Genomic DNA, 17,004 nt, shown 5'->3' on the forward strand with positions numbered 1-17,004 from the left:
GGCGCTTCGTCGAGCGCGCTGCCCGGGTTGTGAGGTCCCCCACCGGCCCTGACGCCTTCACGTCATGGTCCTGACGCCCGTCACGAGACCTTCCCGACAGGACGTCGGTAAATTGTTGCGCGAGGGACCGTGGTCGTGGTCACATGGGTACGAGACCTGGTTAGGTCAGCCTAACCACGACCTCCACCGCAACCCCAGGAGGCATCCATGCCGACGCCCGAGCGCGCGGAGCGGCCACGGCAGCAGCCGACGCCGTCCGACCTGTCGATGAAGGATCTGCTGGCCTCGTGCGCGGCGGCCACCGCGGTCTCCACCCCACCGGGCGATCCGGACGCGGCCGACGGGGAGAGCACACCGGACAGGGCTGTCCGCCGCCGGGCGGCGTAAGAGGACGTCACCGGCCCGACGCGCCACGCGGGCTACGGGACGACGACCACCTTGGCGCCGACCGTCGCGAAGGTCCACATCGCGTTGCCGTCCGCCCGCTTCATCCGTACGCCGCCGGTCCTCGACTCCGGGTCGGGGGCCCGCATCGACCCGTCCTGCGCCGCGCTGAAGCCCACCGCGACCTCGCCGACGTTGGCGAAGCGCACCACGTGCTCGACGGGGACGCCGTCCGAGCCCTGGACCGTGCCCGAGCGCGAGGTGACCTGGTGGACGCCGGGCGGCGGGCTCACGGGGCTCGGCATCACCGTGAACGTACGGAGCGCCTTCTCGTTGCCGTCCACCAGCCACACCCGCCGGTCCTTCAGCGCGTAGACGACGCGCTCACCGGTGCCCGAGTCCGCAGGGACCGCGAGGGCGTCCTTCGGGGGCTTCGGCTTCGCGGTGGGCTGGGCGGAGGCCGAGGCCGAGGCCGAGGCCGAGGCCTTCGGGGAGGCCGAGGAGGAGGACGCCACCGATTCGGGAGCGTTCGCCGATGCCTGGTAGGCGAGGACGGCGACCACGACGACCGCCGCCGCAGTGAGCCCGGCCACCATTCCCGAGCTTCCCCTTGACACCGTGAACTCCCCTTTCGGCGGCCGTCCGCCGCATGTCGTACAAGCGTCGTCGTACAAGCGTCGCACGGGCGTTGTCGTACAAGCGTTTACGTCGTACCCGTGGATACCCGGTGACGGTAGCAGCAGCGCACGGGCAGGCCGGGACGCCGTACGGACGCCGTACCGCCGTCGGCGGAGCCGTAGGCTGTTTGCGTGCTCTTGCTCGCCATGGATACCGCCACGCCCGCCGTCACCGTCGCCCTGCACGACGGTGCGTCCGTCATCGCCTCCTCCGGCCAGGTCGACGCCCGCAGGCACGGTGAACTGCTGCTGCCCGCCGTCGACCGGGTCCTCGCCGAGGCCGGGGTGAAACTCGACGCCGTGACGGGCGTGGTCGTGGGCGTCGGCCCCGGCCCCTACACCGGGCTGAGGGTCGGCCTGGTCACCGCGGCGACGTTCGGCTCCGCCCTCTCCGTACCGGTGCACGGCCTCTGCACCCTGGACGGCCTCGCGTACGCCGCCGGGCAGGACGGCCTGGAAGGGCCCTTCGCCGTGGCGACGGACGCACGCCGCAAGGAGGTGTACTGGGCGCGGTACGAGGACGCCCGCACCCGTACGGGGGACCCCGCCGTCGACCGGCCCGCCGACATCGCCGAGGCACTCGCCGGGCTCCCCGTGGTCGGCCAGGGCGCGGTGCTCTACCCGGATGCCTTCCCGGACGCGCGCGGCCCCGAGCACGTGGCCGCCGGGGCGCTCGCCGCGCTCGCCGCCGAACGGCTCGCCGCCGGGCAGGAGCTGCTGGAGCCCCGGCCGCTCTATCTGCGCCGGCCCGACGCGCAGGTCCCGAAGAACTACAAGGTGGTCACCCCGACGTGAGCGCCGCCACCGCCGCCGTACTGCGCGAGATGCGCTGGTGGGACATCGCACCGGTGCTGGAGCTCGAACACGCGCTGTTCCCGGACGACGCCTGGTCGCCCGGCATGTTCTGGTCCGAGCTGGCGCACGCCCGCGGCCCCGGCGCCACCCGCCACTACGTCGTCGCCGAGGACCCGGCCACCGGCCGGATCACCGGGTACGCCGGGCTCGCCGCCCTCGGCGACCTCTCCGACGTCCAGACCATCGCGGTCAGCCGCGAGGCCTGGGGCACCGGCCTCGGCTCCGAACTCCTCACCGACCTGCTGAAGGCCGCTACCGCCTTCGAGTGCGCCACCGTGCTCCTCGAAGTCCGGGTCGACAACACGCGGGCGCAGAAGCTGTACGAGCGCTTCGGCTTCGAGCCGATCGGCTTCCGACGCGGCTACTACCAGCCGGGGAACATCGACGCGCTCGTCATGCGCCTCACCATGCAAGAGCAAGTCACGCAAGAACAAGCACCAGAGACCGGGACTGAATGATGGCTGCCGACGAACCCCTCGTACTCGGCATCGAGACCTCCTGCGACGAGACCGGCGTCGGCATCGTGCGCGGGACGACCCTGCTCGCGGACGCCGTCGCCTCCAGCGTCGACACCCACGCCCGCTTCGGCGGCGTCGTCCCGGAGATCGCGTCCCGCGCCCACCTGGAGGCGATGGTCCCCACCATCGAGCGCGCCCTCAAGGAGGCCGGGGTCAGCGCCCGTGACCTCGACGGGATCGCGGTCACCTCGGGCCCCGGGCTCGCGGGCGCGCTGCTGGTCGGCGTCTCGGCGGCGAAGGCGTACGCGTACGCCCTGAACAAGCCGCTCTACGGGGTCAACCACCTCGCCTCGCACATCTGCGTCGACCAGCTGGAGCACGGCCCGCTGCCCGAGCCGACCATGGCGCTCCTGGTCAGCGGCGGCCACTCCTCGCTCCTGCTGGCCCCCGACATCACCAGCGACGTCCGCCCCCTCGGTGCGACCATCGACGACGCGGCGGGCGAGGCGTTCGACAAGATCGCCCGCGTGCTGAACCTCGGTTTCCCCGGCGGCCCGGTCATCGACCGCCTCGCGAAGGAGGGCGACCCGAAGTCCATCGCGTTCCCGCGCGGGCTGACCGGTCCCCGCGACGCCCCGTACGACTTCTCCTTCTCCGGCCTGAAGACCTCGGTCGCCCGTTGGATCGAGGCGAAGCGCGCGGCGGGCGAGGAGGTGCCGGTACGGGATGTGGCGGCGTCCTTCCAGGAGGCCGTGGTGGACGTGCTCACGCGGAAGGCGGTGCGCGCCTGCAAGGACGAGGGCGTCGACCACCTGATGATCGGCGGCGGGGTGGCGGCCAACTCCCGGCTCCGCGCGCTGGCCGAGGAGCGGTGCGAGCGGGCGGGCATCCGGCTGCGGGTGCCGCGGCCGGGGCTCTGCACGGACAACGGGGCGATGGTCGCGGCGCTCGGCGCGGAGATGGTCGCCCGCAACCGGCGCCCCTCCGACCTGGAGCTTTCGGCGGACTCCTCGCTGCCGGTGACCGAGCCGCACGTGCCGGGGGCGGATCGTTCCCATTCCCACGACCACGACCACGTGCACGAGATCAGCAAGGACAACCTCTACTCATGAGCGCCGCGACCATCGTCCTGATGTGGGAGGCCCGCGCCGTGGAGGGCCGCGGCGGCGAGCTCCTGGAATGGGCCCGCGCCCGGTCCGCCGAGCTGTCCCGCGAGCCGGCCCGCCGCGAACTGCTGCGCGCCCCGCAGGACCGGGTGCTGGTCATGACGTGGTGGGCGGAGGCGTCGTACGCCGACGACCTCCCCGAACTCCCCGAGCCCGACGCCGCCCTGATCACCCGGCCGGTGCACCGGTGGCGGTTCGAGGCGGTGGGGTGAGCGACGCCTTCGCGGAGCCCGGCAACCCCGTATTCCCCGGCTGATCACCCCTCGCCCCTCGGCTGATCAGCCCCTCCACGGTCGCGTCCAGCTCGGCGGCGCTCCCGTAGTCGGCGGCGTACTCCCGCCAGTGCTCCTCGACCTCGGTGAGCCGGGGCGGCTCCGCCGCGTCCTTCTCCGTGATCATCTCCGGGAAGAACGGCGCGACGGCTGCTCCGCCCGGCGGGCGGCCCGGTGGCCGCCGAGCCGGTGGCGGCGGAGCATGAGGAGGGCGCCGCCGGCCGATGAGTCCGGGCGCCCGGACCGGTCTACCTTCCACGAGGTCCGAGAGGCCTGCGACGAGCGGATTCCCGACGAGGAGACGACGACCATGCAGAAGATCACCCCCTGTCTCTGGTACGACGGCCAGGCGAAGGAGGCGGCCGAGCACTACATCGCCGTCTTCGGCGGCGACTCCCGCATCCTGGACATCAGCTACTACGGCGAAGCCGGCCCCGGCGAGGCCGGTGACGTCCTCACCGTCACCTTCAGCCTCGCGGGCCAGGAGTACATGGGGCTCAACGGCGGACCGCAGTTCCCCTTCACCGAGGCGATCTCGCTCGCCGTGGACTGCGCCGACCAGGCCGAGGTGGACCGGCTCTGGGCCGCGCTCACGGAGGGCGGCGAGGAGGGGCGGTGCGGCTGGCTCAAGGACCGGTACGGCGTCTCCTGGCAGCTCGTCCCGAGCGAGCTGCCGAAGCTGCTGACCGACCCGGACCCGGCGAAGGCGGAGCGGACGATGAAGGCGATGCTCGGTATGGGCAAGTTGGACATCCAGGCGCTGCGGGACGCCTGAGCTCCCGGGTGCGCTCCTGGCCGCCTCGGCGGTCGGTAGTGTCTGGTCCATGTCCCCCCGCGCCTCGCTGCCCCCGTCTCCGCCTCCCGCGGAGATCCGGACCCGGCCCGGCCGCGAGGCGATGCTCGCCGACCGGGCGCTGATCCTGAGCGCACCGGTGCGGATGCGCATGGGGCCGGCGCGGCTCGGCGTGCTGGGGATGTGGGCCGGGCTCGCCGCCCTCGGCTGGCTGCTGGTGGGTGCTGCGCTCGTCACGTTCGACCAGGCGCCGGACATCTTCAGCGGGTTCGCCGGACTCCTGTCCCTGGTCGTCGGGGCGGCGGCGCTGGTACCGGCCGTCGCCTTCGTCTGCCTCTACCTCGCCCGCGACCGTAAGGTCCGCGCGCTGCTCGTGGAGTGGGGTGCGCTGGACCACGACCCGGAGCGCGACCGCGAGCTGCGGCTGCCCGGCGTGAGCCTGTGATCGCCTGGCTCACCGGACTCATCGGCGCCGTCAAGGCGCTGGCTCACCGCCGCTGGGTGCTGCGCGTCCTGGCCGCGCCCGCCGCCACGCCGGCGCCGGGCGGCCCGGTCCCGACCCCCGTCGGTCCCGGCCGCCGCTGAACCTCGGACCGGGCGGACGGCGCCGCTCACCCCAGCGGGTGGCCGATCAGCATCGTCGGGGCCCCGGCCACCCGGGTCAGGAACACCGTCGCCGCGCCCGGCCCGCTCAACTTCATCCGGCGGCGCAGCTCCTCCGGTTCGACCGCCGAGCCGCGCTTCTTGACGGTCAGGACGCCCACCTCGCGCTCCCGCAGCAGCGCCTTCAGCTTCTTCATGTTGAACGGCAGCCGGTCGGTGATCTCGTACCCGGAGACGTACGGGGAGGAGTAGGGCACATCGCTCGTGACGTACGCGATCGTCTCGTCCACCAGCCGCCCGCCGCACCGCTCCACGATGTCGGCGACCAGGTGCGCCCGGATCACCGCACCGTCCGGCTCGTACAGGTAGCGCCCGACCGGGCCCACCGGCGGGGCGGGCAGCGGGGCCGGGGCGGTGAGGGTGGCCCCGGACGGCAGCAGGGTGGCCCGGAACGCACCGGGCGCGAACCCCTCCCCGTACCAGAGCACCGCCTCCTTCACATCGCCGCCGTCCGAGATCCACTCGGCCTCCGCCTCCGGGCCGATCGCCTCGTGCGGGACGCCGGGCGCGATCTTCAGCGCCGCGCGGGGGGCCTTCAGTGCGGCGGCCGTCGCCCACGACAGCGGGGGTGAGTACGCCTCCGGGTCGAAGATCCTGCCCCGGCCGCCGCGCCGGGCCGGGTCCACGAAGACGGCGTCGTACGGAGAGGTGTCGATCTCCGTGACGTCGGCGCACCGCACCTCGATCAGCGCGGCAAGGTCGAGCGCCTCGGCATTGGCGCGGGCCACCTCGGCGGTGAGCGGGTCGCGGTCCACGGCGAGGACGGCGATCCCGGCACGGGCGAGCGCGATGGCGTCGCCGCCGATGCCGCAGCACAGGTCCGCCACGCTCCGGACGCCGAGCGCGGCGAACCGGGCGGCGCGGTAGGTGGCGACCGAGGTGCGGGTGGCCTGCTCGACACCGTTGGGCGTGAAGTACATCCGGTACGCGTCCCCGGCCCCGAACTTCGCCACCGCCCGCTGCCGCAGCCGCGCCTGGCCGAGCGCCGCCGACACCAGCTCCGCCGGGTGCGTGCGGCGCAGCCGGGTCGCGGTGGCCAGCTCTTCGGCGGGGTCGTGGTCGCGCAGCTCGGCCAGCAGGTGCTCGCCCTCGAGGGTGCGCAGGGCGGCGAAGGCGGCGCGGGCGGGGTCGTCGGCCGGAGTGGCGGGGGTCGATGCGTTCACCCGGTCCATTGTGGCCGGTGCGTGGAGGCGGGCGCCCATGGGCCGACGCGGGCTCCTACAAAGGGCGACGCGTCATCCCTGTAGGCGACGCGTCACCCCTGTGGGCCGGTCGGGGGACGGGCCCGGACCTCTCGCGGTGTCGGGGCGGGAGGCGGCCGGGTGGCTGGCAGGATGCGGCGCCATGCAGCTAGTACGACAAAAAGGAAAATCACCCATGAAGCGGCATCGGCCGGTCTCCGTCGTGCTGGCGGCCCTCCTGGCCGCCACCGTCACCTCCGCCTGCGCGTCGGAGGCGGTCGGTGGCGGCGCGGGCGCCCCGGGCGGCCCGGCGAAGCCCGCCGCCGGACAGCACGGCGAGGCCGCCCCGCAGGCCGGGCCCGCCCGCGCCCTGGACACGTACGCCGAGGAGGTCAAGCGGAAACAGGCCGCACGGGCCGTCGCCGCGAAGAAGTGGGGGCTGGCCAAGACCCCGCTCGCCGCCCCCGAACCGCCGAAGGTGAAGCCGCGCATCACCACCCGTAAGGGGTTCGAGGTCCGGGACGACGAAGGGCTGCCGCCCGTCTTCACCACCGTCCCCACCAAGGAGAAGATCGTCTTCCTCACCATGGACGACGGGGCGGAGAAGGACCCCGCGCTGCTGCGGATGATGACCGAACTGGACATCCCCTACAGCGCCTTCCTGAGCGACTACGTCATCAACGACGACTACGGGTACTTCAAGCAGATGCAGAAGCGCGGGGTGGTCATCAGCAACCACACGCTCAACCACCGCTATCTGCCCGGCCTCTCCTACGCCGAGCAGAAGCGGGAGATCTGCGGCCAGCAGGAGAAGATCCTCAAGAACTACGGGAAGCGGCCCACCCTCTTCCGCCCGCCCTACGGGAACTACAACCGCGACACCCTCGTCGTCGCCAAGTCCTGCGGCATCACCGCCGTACCCCTGTGGTCCGCCGAGGCCTTCGCCGACCACATGGAGTGGCGCGAGTGGGACCGGGATCTCCACCCCGGCGACATCGTCCTCACCCACTTCCGGGGCAAGGGCGACTGGAAGGGCACGATGCCCGACATGATCCGCCTGGTCATGAAGACCGTCACGGACAAGGGGTACGCGGTGGCGAAGCTGGAGGACTACGTCTGAGCCCCGCCTGCCCTACGTACGCCGTCTGACCCTCGCCTCCCCGGCGTACGAACCCCGAGAACGGCGACGGGGACCCAGTCCGTGCCGGGGAGCGGGCGGGGGAGCCGACCCCTGGGCGGCGGCCGTCTCGTAGGGCCGTGCCCAGGCGCGCAGCCCCAGCCCCAGGAGGAGCGGGACGCGGACCGCCACCTCCACGAACACCAGGAAAAGCCCCAGCAGCGGATCCGCGCACCCGCCGGGTTCCGGCGCATCCTGACGCGCCGCCACGGCTCTCTCGGCCGGTCGTCCGGGCGGGCGGCGCTCGGGATGCGTCATCTCCGTACCGTCGTACGGAACGCGAAGCTCTGTCCCGGCGTTGTCCGGACGGCGATCCGACGGAGCCCCGATCGAGACGGCGCGAGGGCGGTGAATTGGCACTCCGCTTGACCGAGTGCTAACCGCGGTCATAGTCTCAGGTCTGGCACTCCCCCCTGGAGAGTGCCAGCACCACACTGTGCGACAGGGCAGGTCCGGCACCCGCGACGACGGATCGGTCTCTGGTCGCCGCCCACTGACTGCTAAACCCCGTGAGATCTCCGAAGGGGGAGACCGGATCGTGTCGACCACCAGCTCCAAGGTTGCGATCAAGCCGCTTGAGGACCGCATTGTGGTCCAGCCGCTCGACGCTGAGCAGACCACGGCTTCCGGCCTGGTCATTCCGGACACCGCGAAGGAGAAGCCCCAGGAGGGCGTCGTCCTCGCCGTGGGCCCGGGCCGCTTCGAGAACGGCGAGCGTCTTCCGCTCGACGTCAAGACCGGCGACGTCGTCCTGTACAGCAAGTACGGCGGCACCGAGGTGAAGTACAACGGCGAGGAGTACCTCGTCCTCTCGGCCCGCGACGTCCTCGCGATCATCGAGAAGTAATTCACCCACGTTTGCTTGTGTTCTGCGCCCCTGGCCCCCTGCGAAATAACTAGCCGGGTGGCGAGGGGCGCAGTTCGTTCGAGAGGGAAGTAACAGCCCATGGCGAAGATTCTGAAGTTCGACGAGGACGCCCGTCGCGCCCTTGAGCGCGGCGTCAACAAGCTTGCCGACACGGTCAAGGTGACGATCGGCCCCAAGGGCCGCAACGTCGTCATCGACAAGAAGTTCGGCGCGCCCACCATCACCAACGACGGCGTCACCATCGCGCGCGAGGTCGAGCTCGACGACCCGTACGAGAACCTCGGTGCCCAGCTCGTCAAGGAGGTGGCGACCAAGACCAACGACGTAGCGGGTGACGGCACCACCACCGCGACCGTCCTGGCCCAGGCGCTCGTCCGCGAGGGTCTGCGCAACGTCGCCGCGGGCGCCTCCCCGGCCGCCCTGAAGAAGGGCATCGACGCCGCAGTCAAGGCCGTGTCCGAGGAGCTCCTCGCGACTGCCCGCCCGATCGACGACAAGTCCGACATCGCCGCCGTGGCCGCGCTCTCCGCGCAGGACACCCAGGTCGGCGAGCTCATCGCGGACGCGATGGACAAGGTCGGCAAGGACGGTGTCATCACCGTCGAGGAGTCCAACACCTTCGGTCTGGACCTGGAGTTCACCGAGGGCATGGCCTTCGACAAGGGCTACCTGTCCCCGTACATGGTGACCGACCAGGAGCGTATGGAGGCCGTCCTCGACGACCCGTACATCCTGATCCACCAGGGCAAGATCGGCTCCATCCAGGAGCTGCTCCCGCTGCTGGAGAAGGTCATCCAGAGCGGCGGCTCCAAGCCGCTCCTGATCATCGCCGAGGACGTCGAGGGCGAGGCGCTCTCCACCCTCGTCGTCAACAAGATCCGCGGCACCTTCAACGCCGTCGCGGTGAAGGCCCCGGGCTTCGGCGACCGCCGCAAGGCCATGCTCGGCGACATCGCCACCCTCACCGGTGCGACCGTCATCGCCGAGGAGGTCGGCCTCAAGCTCGACCAGGCCGGTCTGGACGTGCTCGGCACCGCCCGCCGCGTCACCGTCTCCAAGGACGACACGACCATCGTCGACGGCGGGGGCGACTCCGACGACGTCAAGGGCCGCGTCAACCAGATCAAGGCCGAGATCGAGTCCACGGACTCCGACTGGGACCGCGAGAAGCTCCAGGAGCGCCTCGCGAAGCTGGCCGGCGGCGTGTGCGTCATCCGCGTCGGTGCCGCCACCGAGGTGGAGCTCAAGGAGAAGAAGCACCGCCTCGAGGACGCCATCTCCGCCACCCGCGCCGCGGTCGAGGAGGGCATCGTCTCCGGCGGTGGCTCCGCTCTCGTCCACGCCGTGAAGGTCCTGGAGGGCAACCTCGGCAAGACCGGCGACGAGGCCACCGGTGTCGCGGTCGTCCGCCGCGCCGCCGTCGAGCCGCTGCGCTGGATCGCCGAGAACGCCGGCCTGGAGGGTTACGTCATCACCTCCAAGGTCTCCGAGCTCGACAAGGGCCAGGGCTTCAACGCCGCCACCGGCGAGTACGGCGACCTGGTCAAGGCCGGCGTCATCGACCCGGTCAAGGTCACCCGCTCCGCCCTGGAGAACGCCGCGTCCATCGCGTCGCTGCTGCTCACGACCGAGACCCTGGTCGTCGAGAAGCCGGCCGATGAAGAGGCCGACGCCGGTCACGGCGGCCACGGCCACTCCCACTAGTACGCGCAGCGCCTACTGGTAGCCGCAGTACCTTTCGGTACGCCTGAGGCCCGGTACCCCCGTCGCGGGGGCTTGGGTTCTAACGGTCCTCGCAACACCCGCGATCTGCGGGAGTTGCGAGGACCGTGGCCGTTGAGCGGCAGCCGGTCATGTCGTTCGGCTCGGAGGGTCCGGTACGGACCGGCGAGACCCGCCGCGCCTACTGGGGCCCGTACTTGCGTCCCGTACGCGAGGTGACCCCGCCCAACAGGCTGCGCGGCGTCACCTTGACCAGCCCCATCAACGCCTTGTAGCGCGGGTCCGGGATCGACACCGACTTTCCCCGGGCCAGGTCGGTCAGGGCCGAGACCACCAGCTTGTCCGCGTCCAGCCACATCCACCCGGGGATGTTGCCGGTGCCCATCCCGGCCCGCTCGTGGAACTCCGTACGGACGAAGCCCGGGCACAGCGCCATCAGCCGCACCCCCGACCCGGCCAGGTCCTTCGCCGCCCCCTGGGTGAACTGCACGACCCAGGCCTTGGACGCCCCGTACGTGCCGCGCGGCACGAACGCCGCGACGGACGCCACATTGATCACCCCGCCCCGGCCGCGCTCCTTCATGCCCGTGGCGGCGGCCGAGGTCAGCCGCAGCACCGCCTCGCAGTGCACCTTCAGCATCGTCAGCTCGTCGGCCATGGGCACTTCCAGGTAGCGCCCCTTGTTGCCGAACCCGGCGTTGTTGACCAGCAGATCGACCGGGTGCGTGCGGTCCGCGAGCCGCTTCTCGACCGCCTCGATCCCGGCGTCCGTGGACAGGTCCGCACGCAGCACCTCGGCCTCGATGCCGTGTCGGTCGTGCAGTTCGGTGGCCTGCTCGCGCAGCCGGGCGGTGTCACGGGCCACCAGCACCAGGTTGTGCCCCTGGCCCGCGAGCCGCCGCGCGAAGGCCGCCCCGATGCCCGCCGTCGCGCCTGTAATCAGTGCAGTCGTCATACGCGGCACGTTAGTGCCCCGCGGGCCCGGGGGTTTCACCCGCCCGCCGCCTAGAAGCGGCGGGCGGGCGGGTCAGGGCCGGGCGGGGGCGAAGGACAGCATGCGGGCCTGGCGCTCGGTGTCGAGGCCGCTCACGCCCGACGACGTGACGACCACCCGGCCGTCCACATAGGCCAGCCGCCCGCCGCTCATCCTGGCCTCGGGCGCCGCGGCCGCGGCCGGGTGCCGCAGGAGCACCTTCTCCGTGCCCGCACCGCCCGGGCCCATGAGGAAGGTCCGGCCGGGCCGGCTTGATGACGCCGACTCGTAGACGAGCGCGGCCCTGCCCTTCTCCGCGCGCAGGGGATGCAGCGCACGGAGCGGGTCGTCGGACTTGACGCCCCACACGAACTCGCCGGTGGCCAGGTCGTACACGCCGACCCTGCCGGTGCCGCCCAGGACGACGTGGTCCGGGCCGGCCGCGGTGCCCCGGCAGGGCTGGATCTCGCCGCCGGACCCGCTTCCGGCGCAGTGCTCGAACCCCTTCTCCCGCGGGTCGATGGTGGTGCGGAGCTTCCCCTCGGCGCCGAGGGCGACGACGCGCCAGTCGGTCGTGGTGTCCCCGGCGTTCACGGTGGTGAAGACGACCGGGTCGACCGAGATCAGGCTGCCGAACTTCCAGCCGGGCGTGGTCCGGTGGCGCCACAGGACCTTGCCGGTGCGCGGGTCGATCTCGCGGAGCTGGCTGTAGTTCTTGCTCCGGTCCATGGAGATCGCGCAGTCGGAGCTCACCAGGAGCCGGGATCCGCCCGCCACGTCGTCCGGGTAGCACTTCCCCGGGTTCTCCCACGGGATGTCGTAGAGCTCGGTCCCGTCACCGACCCGGTAGGCGGTGGCCTTCATGCTCCGGGCGATCGCGAACGTACCGCCGCTGATGGCGCTGTACACGATGAACGAGTTGTCCCCGGAGCCGGTTTCGGGGAGCTTCTTGTGCCACCCCTGCTTCCCGGTCCTCAGGTCGATCATCTGGAGCTGGTTGCACCGGTTCCCCCGCTCGTCGTCGGGCCTCTCCTGGCGGACGATCACGACCTTGCCGTCCGGAGCGGGGTTGGCCGGTGTCTCGCAGACGGCGGTGGGCAACGGCACGCTCCAGAGCTCGGCGCCGTCCGAGAGCCGGTAGGCCGCGACCTTCCGGTGCAGCGCCTGGACGACCGCGCCGTCGACGGTCCACAGGTCATGGGCCCGGTGGTTCCCACTGGGCAGATCCGTCTTGTCGTCCACGATCCACGCCGTCGCGTCTCCCGGCTTCCGCGCGGCGTCGATCTCCGCCGTCGTCGGGATCCGCTGCGGCTGCGGAGTGCGGACGGCGGGGGCACCGGACGGGGGCGCCGGCGAGGCGGGGGCGGAAGGGGCCGGGTCGGGCGACTCCTTCGCCACCGGCGCGGCGGACCGGCCCCACCTCCCGTCGGTGACGGCGTACACCCCGCCCGCCGCGGCGACGAGCAGGAGCACGACGGCGACGGCGAGGACCGGCGCCCCGCCGAAGCGCCGGCGACGGGGTGGCGGTGGCGGTCCGGGCGGGGGCCCGGAGCCGTCCTGCGCGTACGGGTTGCCGGGTACGGGCTGCTGCGGCGGGCCCGGTGTGTACCAGGGCTGCGGCCGGTCGGTCACGAATCTTCCCCCCTGAGACGTGCTGCGTCTGAGACGTGCTGCGTCGCTCCGCCGACGGCTCGACCGAGCACGGTCACCAGTGGGGGACGCGCCGCGCGCCGGCGCAGTTCCCCTCAACGGCGCGCCCCCGTAGGGCCGATGGCTCCCCGCCACACGGCCCGGGCGACGCCCTCAGCCCTGGGCCGCCATGTACCCCCGCGCCGTGCGCAGCGCCTCGGGGTGCAGGGCCGACGCGGCGGCCAGCAGGGACGGCAGCAGGGTGCGCTCGGTCGTGACGGCCCGGAACTGCAGGGCCGCGGTGATCTCGTGGTCCGGGCGGTGCACGATCTCGACGGGGTCGCCGGCCCGGATCGTGCCTGGCTCGATCACCCGCAGATACGCGCCGGTCACCGCCTCCTGGGTGAACCGCCGCACCCACTTCTCCTCCTTGATGTGGTCGGCGAACGTCCGGCACGGGATACGTCCGGAGGTCACCTCCAGCAGCAGTTCGGCCCCCACCCGCCAGCGCTCACCGATCAGCGCGCCGCTCACATCGACCCCGACGGTGGTCAGGTTCTCGCCGAACGAACCGTTCCCCAGCTCCCGGCCGCCCAGCTGACGCTCCCAGGCGTCCAGCTCCTCCCGCGCGAAGGCGTACACGGCCTGGTCGCTGCCGCCGTGGTTGCGCAGGTCGCAGACCGCGTCCCCGGCGAGCCCGCTGCCGCCCGTCCCCTTGGGGCCGGGATCGGAGACCCGCACGGCCCCCTCGAACGGCCGTTTGTCGATCCCGGACAGACCGCCGGGACCTCCGGCGGAGGGGAGAGGGGCGGGCCGGCCGACATTCACGCTCAGCAATCTCATGAGGGTCACGCTAATGGCTCAACCCTCAAAGGGGTACGTCATTAATTCGCCTCCCACCCAAGAAGCTCTTATGGTGGAGGCGTGATCGAAGCACGCCACCTCCGCGTCCTGCGCGCCGTCGCCACCACCGGCTCGTTCTCCGCCGCCGCCCGCGAACTCGGCTGCACCCAGCCCGCGGTGAGCCAGCAGATGAAGGCCCTGGAGTCCTCCGCCGGCACCACCCTGCTGATCCGCACCGGCCGCGAGATGCGCCTCACCCAGGCGGGCGAGGCGCTCGTGCGGCACGCCTCCGGCATCCTCGCCGGGCTGACCGCCGCCGAGGAGGAGGTCGCCGCCATCGCCGGGCTGCGGGCCGGTCGGGTCCGGCTCGTCTCCTTCCCCAGCGGCAGCTCCACCCTGGTCCCCGGCGCGCTGGCGGCCCTGCGGGCGGAGCACCCCGGGACCAGGGTCTCGCTGGTCGAGGCCGAACCGCCGCGCTCGGTCGACCTGTTGCGCGACGGCGACTGCGACATCGCGCTGGCCTTCCGGTACGGCACCACCGGCGGTGAATGGGACGACCTGGTGGTCCGGCCTCTGCTCACCGACCGGCTGATCGGCCTGGTTCCGGACGGGCACCGGCTGGCGGACGCGTCGAGCGTGTCCATCGGTGAGCTGGCGGAAGAGTCGTGGATCGCGGGCTGCCCGCGCTGCCGCCGACAGCTGGTGGAGGTCTGCGAGGCGTCCGGGTTCACCCCTCGGATCGACTTCGCGACCGACGACTACCCGGCGGTGATGGGCCTGGTGGGGGCCGGGCTCGGCGTGGCGGTGCTGCCCGAGCTGGCGGTGGAGTCGGTGCGGCCCAAGGGGGCCCGGACCGTGGCGGTGGAGCCCGCGATCGAGCGGGAGATCGTGGCGCTCACCCTGCCGGACCTGGCCCGGGTCCCGGCGGTGGCGGCCACTCTGGATCAGCTGTCCCTGGCGGCCGCGCGCTGAGGGGCTGCGTCACAGGGGGCGTGGTGCGGAGGGACCGTATCGGTGCAGAGGGGCCGCATTGAGCAAACGTTTCTGCGTTCGACCGGCCCCGGGCTGTCAGGTCGGGCGCGAGCCTGTCGTGGCCGTGGTGACGCCCGAGGGCGCCGCGGTGATCAGTCTGGTTCTGGCCCTCCCCATGAGCTCTTCGCGCTCGTCCTCGGTCAGGCCGCCCCACACTCCGTAGGGCTCCCGTACGGCCAGGGCGTGGGCCGCGCACTCGGCGCGTACCGGGCACCGCATGCACACCTCCTTCGCGGAGGTCTCACGAGCGCTGCGGGCGGCGCCGCGCTCACCTTCGGGATGGAAGAACAGGGAACTGTCGACACCTCGGCAGGCGGCGAGCAGCTGCCAGTCCCACAGGTCTGCGTTGGGTCCGGGAAGGCGGGAGAAATCTGCCATTGCGCTTGTCCCCTCGAAGCCGTGCTGCGTCGGAAGCGGCATCCTCGACCGCCGGGGAACCGGCGATCCGTGATCGGCGATCGTCTCTTCGGTGACCTGAGTCTCGACCGTACATCTGTGGTGCTAGTAGATGTAAATATGACTGTTTGCGAATCTAGCCACAGACACCCTTAAAAGGGAAGAAATCTCGCCAAATAGGGCAAGCAGGGGAGTGAAGATTCGGTTGACGGGTGAATCACCCGCGTCGCTCTCCTCCGTGTGCGGGCCCTCACGTAGAGTGCCGAACCCGAAGGTCCGACCCGTAACTCTTTCGAGTGACCATCGTTAAGAGGGCGGATGCGGTTGACGGAGAACGAGCTCGGGCACATGTCCGAAGGGGTCAACCGCACAGGTGACGACTTGTATCAGCCTGGAGGCTCAAGGTGACGCGCATCAGCTGCGGAGGACGGTCATGACATCCGTGCTCGTCTGCGACGATTCCCCGCTTGCCCGAGAAGCGCTCCGTCGCGCGGTTGCCACCGTGCCCGGTGTCGAGCGCGTGACCACGGCGGCCAACGGCGAGGAAGTCCTCCGCCGCTGGGGGGCCGACCGTTCGGATCTGATTCTGATGGACGTACGCATGCCCGGTCTGGGGGGTGTGGAGACGGTCCGGCGGCTGCTCTCCGCCGACCCCGGGGCCCGGATCATCATGCTGACCGTCGCCGAGGACCTGGACGGCGTCGCGCTCGCGGTCGCCGCCGGTGCCCGCGGCTATCTGCACAAGGACGCGTCCCGCGCCGAGCTGCGGGCCACCGTCACCCAGGCGCTGGCCGACCCGACGTGGCGGCTCGCCCCGCGCCGGCTGCGGTCCGCCGAGATGGGGGCGGCCCCCACGCTCACCGCGCGGGAGATCCAGGTGCTCGAAGGCATGAGCCACGGTCGCTCCAACGCGGAGATCGGCCGCGAGCTGTTCCTCTCCGAGGACACGGTCAAGACCCACGCCAGGCGGCTGTTCAAGAAGCTCGGGGCCTCGGACCGTGCCCATGCGGTGGCCCTGGGATTCCGCTGGGGGCTGGTCCGCTGACGCCCGGCCCGGACCGCCCCCGTCCGCAGACCGGCGGACGGGGTGACGGGACGGGTCACCAGCGGTACGACCCCGGATCCGGGCGCCCGCCGGCGGCGCCGTGTGACGCTTCCCGGCCGATGACGCATCCTTGAGTCGTGGAGTTCCTCAGGAACGATTCGATCGAGCGGAAGGGGAGGGCGCAGGACATGACATCCGGCGCACCCGCTCATAACGCTTCGGTGCACAACTCGGGACGCGATGGAGCGGAGCGTACGGCATCAGGGCACCATGGTCCGATGCGCGACGACGAAACCACGGCGATCGGTGCCCTCGTGCACCGGGCCGTCGACGGCGACGCGCAGGCCACCCATGATCTGCTGGCCCATGTCCACCCCCTCGCCCTCCGCTACTGCCGCTCCCGGCTGAACCGTCTGCCCGGTGATGCTCGCCACTTCGTGGAGGACCTCGCGCAGGAGGTCTGCGTCGCCGTCCTGATGGCGCTGCCCCGCTACAAGGACACCGGCAGGCCCTTCGAGGCCTTCGTCTTCGCCATCGCCGGCCACAAGGTCGCCGACCTCCAGCGCGCCGCGATGCGCCATCCCGGGTCGACCGCCGTCCCCTCCGACGAGATGCCGGAGCGACCCGACGACTCCCTCGGCCCGGAGGAGCGCGCCCTGCTCAGCAGCGACGCCGCCTGGGCCAAGAAGCTCCTCGCCAACCTCCCGGAGAGCCAGCGCGAGCTGCTGGTCCTGCGGGTCGCGGTCGGGCTGACCGCCGAGGAGACCGGGCGGATGCTCGGGATGTCCCCGGGCGCCGTCCGGGTCGCCCAGCACCGCGCGCTCAGCCGGCTCCGGGCACTGGCCGAGCAGTAGGCGCACCCCTGCGGGG

Annotated in this window: 21 protein-coding genes; 14 read left to right on the forward strand and 7 right to left on the reverse strand. The window is 72.0% G+C overall.

Annotation, left to right across the window (positions count from 1 at the left end; all coding sequences use genetic code 11):
- The first annotated feature begins 207 nt into the window (after positions 1 to 207).
- Positions 208 to 387 (forward strand): hypothetical protein, encoded by a 180-nt coding sequence (locus AMK21_RS14155; RefSeq protein WP_073877692.1) that lies wholly within the window; start codon positions 208 to 210, stop codon positions 385 to 387.
- A gap of 32 nt (positions 388 to 419) precedes the next feature.
- On the opposite strand, the gene AMK21_RS14160 is transcribed toward AMK21_RS14155, so the two are convergent.
- The gene (locus AMK21_RS14160) at positions 420 to 980 is read right to left on the reverse strand and encodes a hypothetical protein (RefSeq protein ID WP_073877694.1); all 561 of its coding nucleotides are present in this window, start codon (positions 978 to 980) and stop codon (positions 420 to 422) included.
- A 228-nt stretch (positions 981 to 1,208) separates the two neighbouring features.
- Here AMK21_RS14160 and tsaB point away from each other — a divergent pair, with 228 nt between their 5' ends.
- Genes tsaB through AMK21_RS14180 form a run of 4 tightly spaced genes read left to right on the forward strand, consistent with a single transcriptional unit; the run spans position 1,209 to position 3,752 of the window.
- Positions 1,209 to 1,856 carry a tRNA (adenosine(37)-N6)-threonylcarbamoyltransferase complex dimerization subunit type 1 TsaB gene (gene tsaB / locus AMK21_RS14165; RefSeq protein WP_073877697.1) on the forward strand — a complete coding sequence of 216 codons (648 nt, stop codon included), beginning with the start codon at positions 1,209 to 1,211 and terminating at the stop codon, positions 1,854 to 1,856.
- Positions 1,853 to 2,374: a ribosomal protein S18-alanine N-acetyltransferase gene (gene rimI, locus AMK21_RS14170; RefSeq protein ID WP_073877699.1), complete on the forward strand. Its 522-nt coding sequence runs from the start codon at positions 1,853 to 1,855 to the stop codon at positions 2,372 to 2,374. Before tsaB ends, rimI begins: the two co-directional genes overlap by 4 nt.
- A complete protein-coding gene (gene tsaD / locus AMK21_RS14175) occupies positions 2,374 to 3,486 on the forward strand; it encodes a tRNA (adenosine(37)-N6)-threonylcarbamoyltransferase complex transferase subunit TsaD (RefSeq protein ID WP_073877702.1) in 1,113 nt (370 codons plus the stop codon). Before rimI ends, tsaD begins: the two co-directional genes overlap by 1 nt.
- On the forward strand, positions 3,483 to 3,752 hold the full coding sequence (locus AMK21_RS14180) for a hypothetical protein (RefSeq protein WP_073877704.1): 270 nt from the start codon (positions 3,483 to 3,485) through the stop codon (positions 3,750 to 3,752). Before tsaD ends, AMK21_RS14180 begins: the two co-directional genes overlap by 4 nt.
- Here AMK21_RS14180 and AMK21_RS36045 read toward each other — a convergent pair.
- Complete coding sequence (locus AMK21_RS36045) at positions 3,709 to 3,939, reverse strand: hypothetical protein (RefSeq protein ID WP_234421929.1); 231 nt, start codon at positions 3,937 to 3,939, stop codon at positions 3,709 to 3,711. The genes AMK21_RS14180 and AMK21_RS36045 overlap by 44 nt on opposite strands.
- Before the next feature lie 183 nt (positions 3,940 to 4,122).
- On the opposite strand from AMK21_RS36045, the gene AMK21_RS14190 reads away from it, so the two are divergent.
- Genes AMK21_RS14190 through AMK21_RS36870 form a run of 3 tightly spaced genes read left to right on the forward strand, consistent with a single transcriptional unit; the run spans position 4,123 to position 5,190 of the window.
- Complete coding sequence (locus AMK21_RS14190; protein ID WP_073877706.1) at positions 4,123 to 4,587, forward strand: VOC family protein; 465 nt, start codon at positions 4,123 to 4,125, stop codon at positions 4,585 to 4,587.
- A gap of 49 nt (positions 4,588 to 4,636) precedes the next feature.
- Entirely contained in the window at positions 4,637 to 5,050 is a 414-nt protein-coding gene (locus AMK21_RS14195) for a hypothetical protein (protein ID WP_324613894.1), read from the forward strand.
- The gene (locus tag AMK21_RS36870) at positions 5,047 to 5,190 is read left to right on the forward strand and encodes a hypothetical protein (protein ID WP_308311604.1); all 144 of its coding nucleotides are present in this window, start codon (positions 5,047 to 5,049) and stop codon (positions 5,188 to 5,190) included. Before AMK21_RS14195 ends, AMK21_RS36870 begins: the two co-directional genes overlap by 4 nt.
- Before the next feature lie 26 nt (positions 5,191 to 5,216).
- Here the strand turns inward: AMK21_RS36870 and AMK21_RS14200 are convergent, their stop codons facing one another.
- Positions 5,217 to 6,440 (reverse strand): THUMP-like domain-containing protein, encoded by a 1,224-nt coding sequence (locus tag AMK21_RS14200; protein ID WP_073877955.1) that lies wholly within the window; start codon positions 6,438 to 6,440, stop codon positions 5,217 to 5,219.
- A gap of 205 nt (positions 6,441 to 6,645) precedes the next feature.
- On the opposite strand from AMK21_RS14200, the gene AMK21_RS14205 reads away from it, so the two are divergent.
- The 3 genes from AMK21_RS14205 (at position 6,646) to groL (ending at position 10,198) form a co-directional block, all read left to right on the forward strand.
- The gene (locus tag AMK21_RS14205) at positions 6,646 to 7,569 is read left to right on the forward strand and encodes a polysaccharide deacetylase family protein (protein ID WP_079181151.1); all 924 of its coding nucleotides are present in this window, start codon (positions 6,646 to 6,648) and stop codon (positions 7,567 to 7,569) included.
- Between the two features lie 595 nt (positions 7,570 to 8,164).
- Positions 8,165 to 8,473 (forward strand): co-chaperone GroES, encoded by a 309-nt coding sequence (gene groES, locus AMK21_RS14215; protein WP_028439209.1) that lies wholly within the window; start codon positions 8,165 to 8,167, stop codon positions 8,471 to 8,473.
- A gap of 99 nt (positions 8,474 to 8,572) precedes the next feature.
- The gene (groL, locus tag AMK21_RS14220) at positions 8,573 to 10,198 is read left to right on the forward strand and encodes a chaperonin GroEL (protein WP_073877712.1); all 1,626 of its coding nucleotides are present in this window, start codon (positions 8,573 to 8,575) and stop codon (positions 10,196 to 10,198) included.
- Between the two features lie 199 nt (positions 10,199 to 10,397).
- Here the strand turns inward: groL and AMK21_RS14225 are convergent, their stop codons facing one another.
- The 3 genes from AMK21_RS14225 to AMK21_RS14235 all read right to left on the reverse strand — a co-directional run bounded on the left by AMK21_RS14225 (position 10,398) and on the right by AMK21_RS14235 (position 13,661).
- Positions 10,398 to 11,171 carry an SDR family NAD(P)-dependent oxidoreductase gene (locus AMK21_RS14225; RefSeq protein WP_073877714.1) on the reverse strand — a complete coding sequence of 258 codons (774 nt, stop codon included), beginning with the start codon at positions 11,169 to 11,171 and terminating at the stop codon, positions 10,398 to 10,400.
- Positions 11,172 to 11,243: 72 nt separating this feature from the next.
- Positions 11,244 to 12,821, reverse strand: a complete 1,578-nt coding sequence (locus AMK21_RS14230) for a PQQ-binding-like beta-propeller repeat protein (RefSeq protein WP_073877716.1) — start codon at positions 12,819 to 12,821, stop codon at positions 11,244 to 11,246.
- Positions 12,822 to 12,992: 171 nt separating this feature from the next.
- Positions 12,993 to 13,661 (reverse strand): MOSC domain-containing protein, encoded by a 669-nt coding sequence (locus AMK21_RS14235; protein WP_073877957.1) that lies wholly within the window; start codon positions 13,659 to 13,661, stop codon positions 12,993 to 12,995.
- Positions 13,662 to 13,742: 81 nt separating this feature from the next.
- On the opposite strand from AMK21_RS14235, the gene AMK21_RS14240 reads away from it, so the two are divergent.
- Complete coding sequence (locus tag AMK21_RS14240; RefSeq protein WP_073877718.1) at positions 13,743 to 14,633, forward strand: LysR family transcriptional regulator; 891 nt, start codon at positions 13,743 to 13,745, stop codon at positions 14,631 to 14,633.
- Positions 14,634 to 14,729: 96 nt separating this feature from the next.
- Here AMK21_RS14240 and AMK21_RS14245 read toward each other — a convergent pair whose 3' ends face one another.
- Positions 14,730 to 15,071: a WhiB family transcriptional regulator gene (locus tag AMK21_RS14245; RefSeq protein ID WP_015610796.1), complete on the reverse strand. Its 342-nt coding sequence runs from the start codon at positions 15,069 to 15,071 to the stop codon at positions 14,730 to 14,732.
- Between the two features lie 451 nt (positions 15,072 to 15,522).
- Between AMK21_RS14245 and AMK21_RS14250 the strand changes: the two genes are divergently transcribed.
- Together AMK21_RS14250 and AMK21_RS14255 are read left to right on the forward strand one after the other, a co-directional pair.
- Positions 15,523 to 16,134 carry a response regulator transcription factor gene (locus AMK21_RS14250; protein WP_003948568.1) on the forward strand — a complete coding sequence of 204 codons (612 nt, stop codon included), beginning with the start codon at positions 15,523 to 15,525 and terminating at the stop codon, positions 16,132 to 16,134.
- 278 nt (positions 16,135 to 16,412) lie between these two features.
- Positions 16,413 to 16,988, forward strand: coding sequence for a sigma-70 family RNA polymerase sigma factor (locus AMK21_RS14255; protein WP_030561783.1), 576 nt, complete (start codon positions 16,413 to 16,415; stop codon positions 16,986 to 16,988).
- The last annotated feature ends 16 nt before the right edge of the window (positions 16,989 to 17,004 follow it).

The sequence above is a fragment of the Streptomyces sp. CB00316 genome, from assembly GCF_001905595.1.
Lineage (GTDB): Bacteria > Actinomycetota > Actinomycetes > Streptomycetales > Streptomycetaceae > Streptomyces.

Coding starts and splice junctions, on each gene's coding strand:
- AMK21_RS14195 (WP_324613894.1), top strand. CDS start 4,637: ATGTCCCCCCGCGCCTCGCTGCCCCCGTCTCCGCCTCCCGCGGAGATC.
- AMK21_RS14225 (WP_073877714.1), bottom strand. CDS start 11,171: ATGACGACTGCACTGATTACAGGCGCGACGGCGGGCATCGGGGCGGCC.
- AMK21_RS14200 (WP_073877955.1), bottom strand. CDS start 6,440: ATGGACCGGGTGAACGCATCGACCCCCGCCACTCCGGCCGACGACCCC.
- AMK21_RS14160 (WP_073877694.1), bottom strand. CDS start 980: ATGGTGGCCGGGCTCACTGCGGCGGCGGTCGTCGTGGTCGCCGTCCTC.
- AMK21_RS14155 (WP_073877692.1), top strand. CDS start 208: ATGCCGACGCCCGAGCGCGCGGAGCGGCCACGGCAGCAGCCGACGCCG.
- AMK21_RS14245 (WP_015610796.1), bottom strand. CDS start 15,071: ATGGCAGATTTCTCCCGCCTTCCCGGACCCAACGCAGACCTGTGGGAC.
- AMK21_RS14180 (WP_073877704.1), top strand. CDS start 3,483: ATGAGCGCCGCGACCATCGTCCTGATGTGGGAGGCCCGCGCCGTGGAG.
- AMK21_RS14205 (WP_079181151.1), top strand. CDS start 6,646: ATGAAGCGGCATCGGCCGGTCTCCGTCGTGCTGGCGGCCCTCCTGGCC.
- AMK21_RS14235 (WP_073877957.1), bottom strand. CDS start 13,661: ATGAGATTGCTGAGCGTGAATGTCGGCCGGCCCGCCCCTCTCCCCTCC.
- groL (WP_073877712.1), top strand. CDS start 8,573: ATGGCGAAGATTCTGAAGTTCGACGAGGACGCCCGTCGCGCCCTTGAG.
- AMK21_RS14255 (WP_030561783.1), top strand. CDS start 16,413: ATGCGCGACGACGAAACCACGGCGATCGGTGCCCTCGTGCACCGGGCC.
- AMK21_RS14250 (WP_003948568.1), top strand. CDS start 15,523: ATGACATCCGTGCTCGTCTGCGACGATTCCCCGCTTGCCCGAGAAGCG.
- AMK21_RS36045 (WP_234421929.1), bottom strand. CDS start 3,939: ATGATCACGGAGAAGGACGCGGCGGAGCCGCCCCGGCTCACCGAGGTC.
- AMK21_RS14190 (WP_073877706.1), top strand. CDS start 4,123: ATGCAGAAGATCACCCCCTGTCTCTGGTACGACGGCCAGGCGAAGGAG.
- tsaD (WP_073877702.1), top strand. CDS start 2,374: ATGGCTGCCGACGAACCCCTCGTACTCGGCATCGAGACCTCCTGCGAC.
- tsaB (WP_073877697.1), top strand. CDS start 1,209: ATGGATACCGCCACGCCCGCCGTCACCGTCGCCCTGCACGACGGTGCG.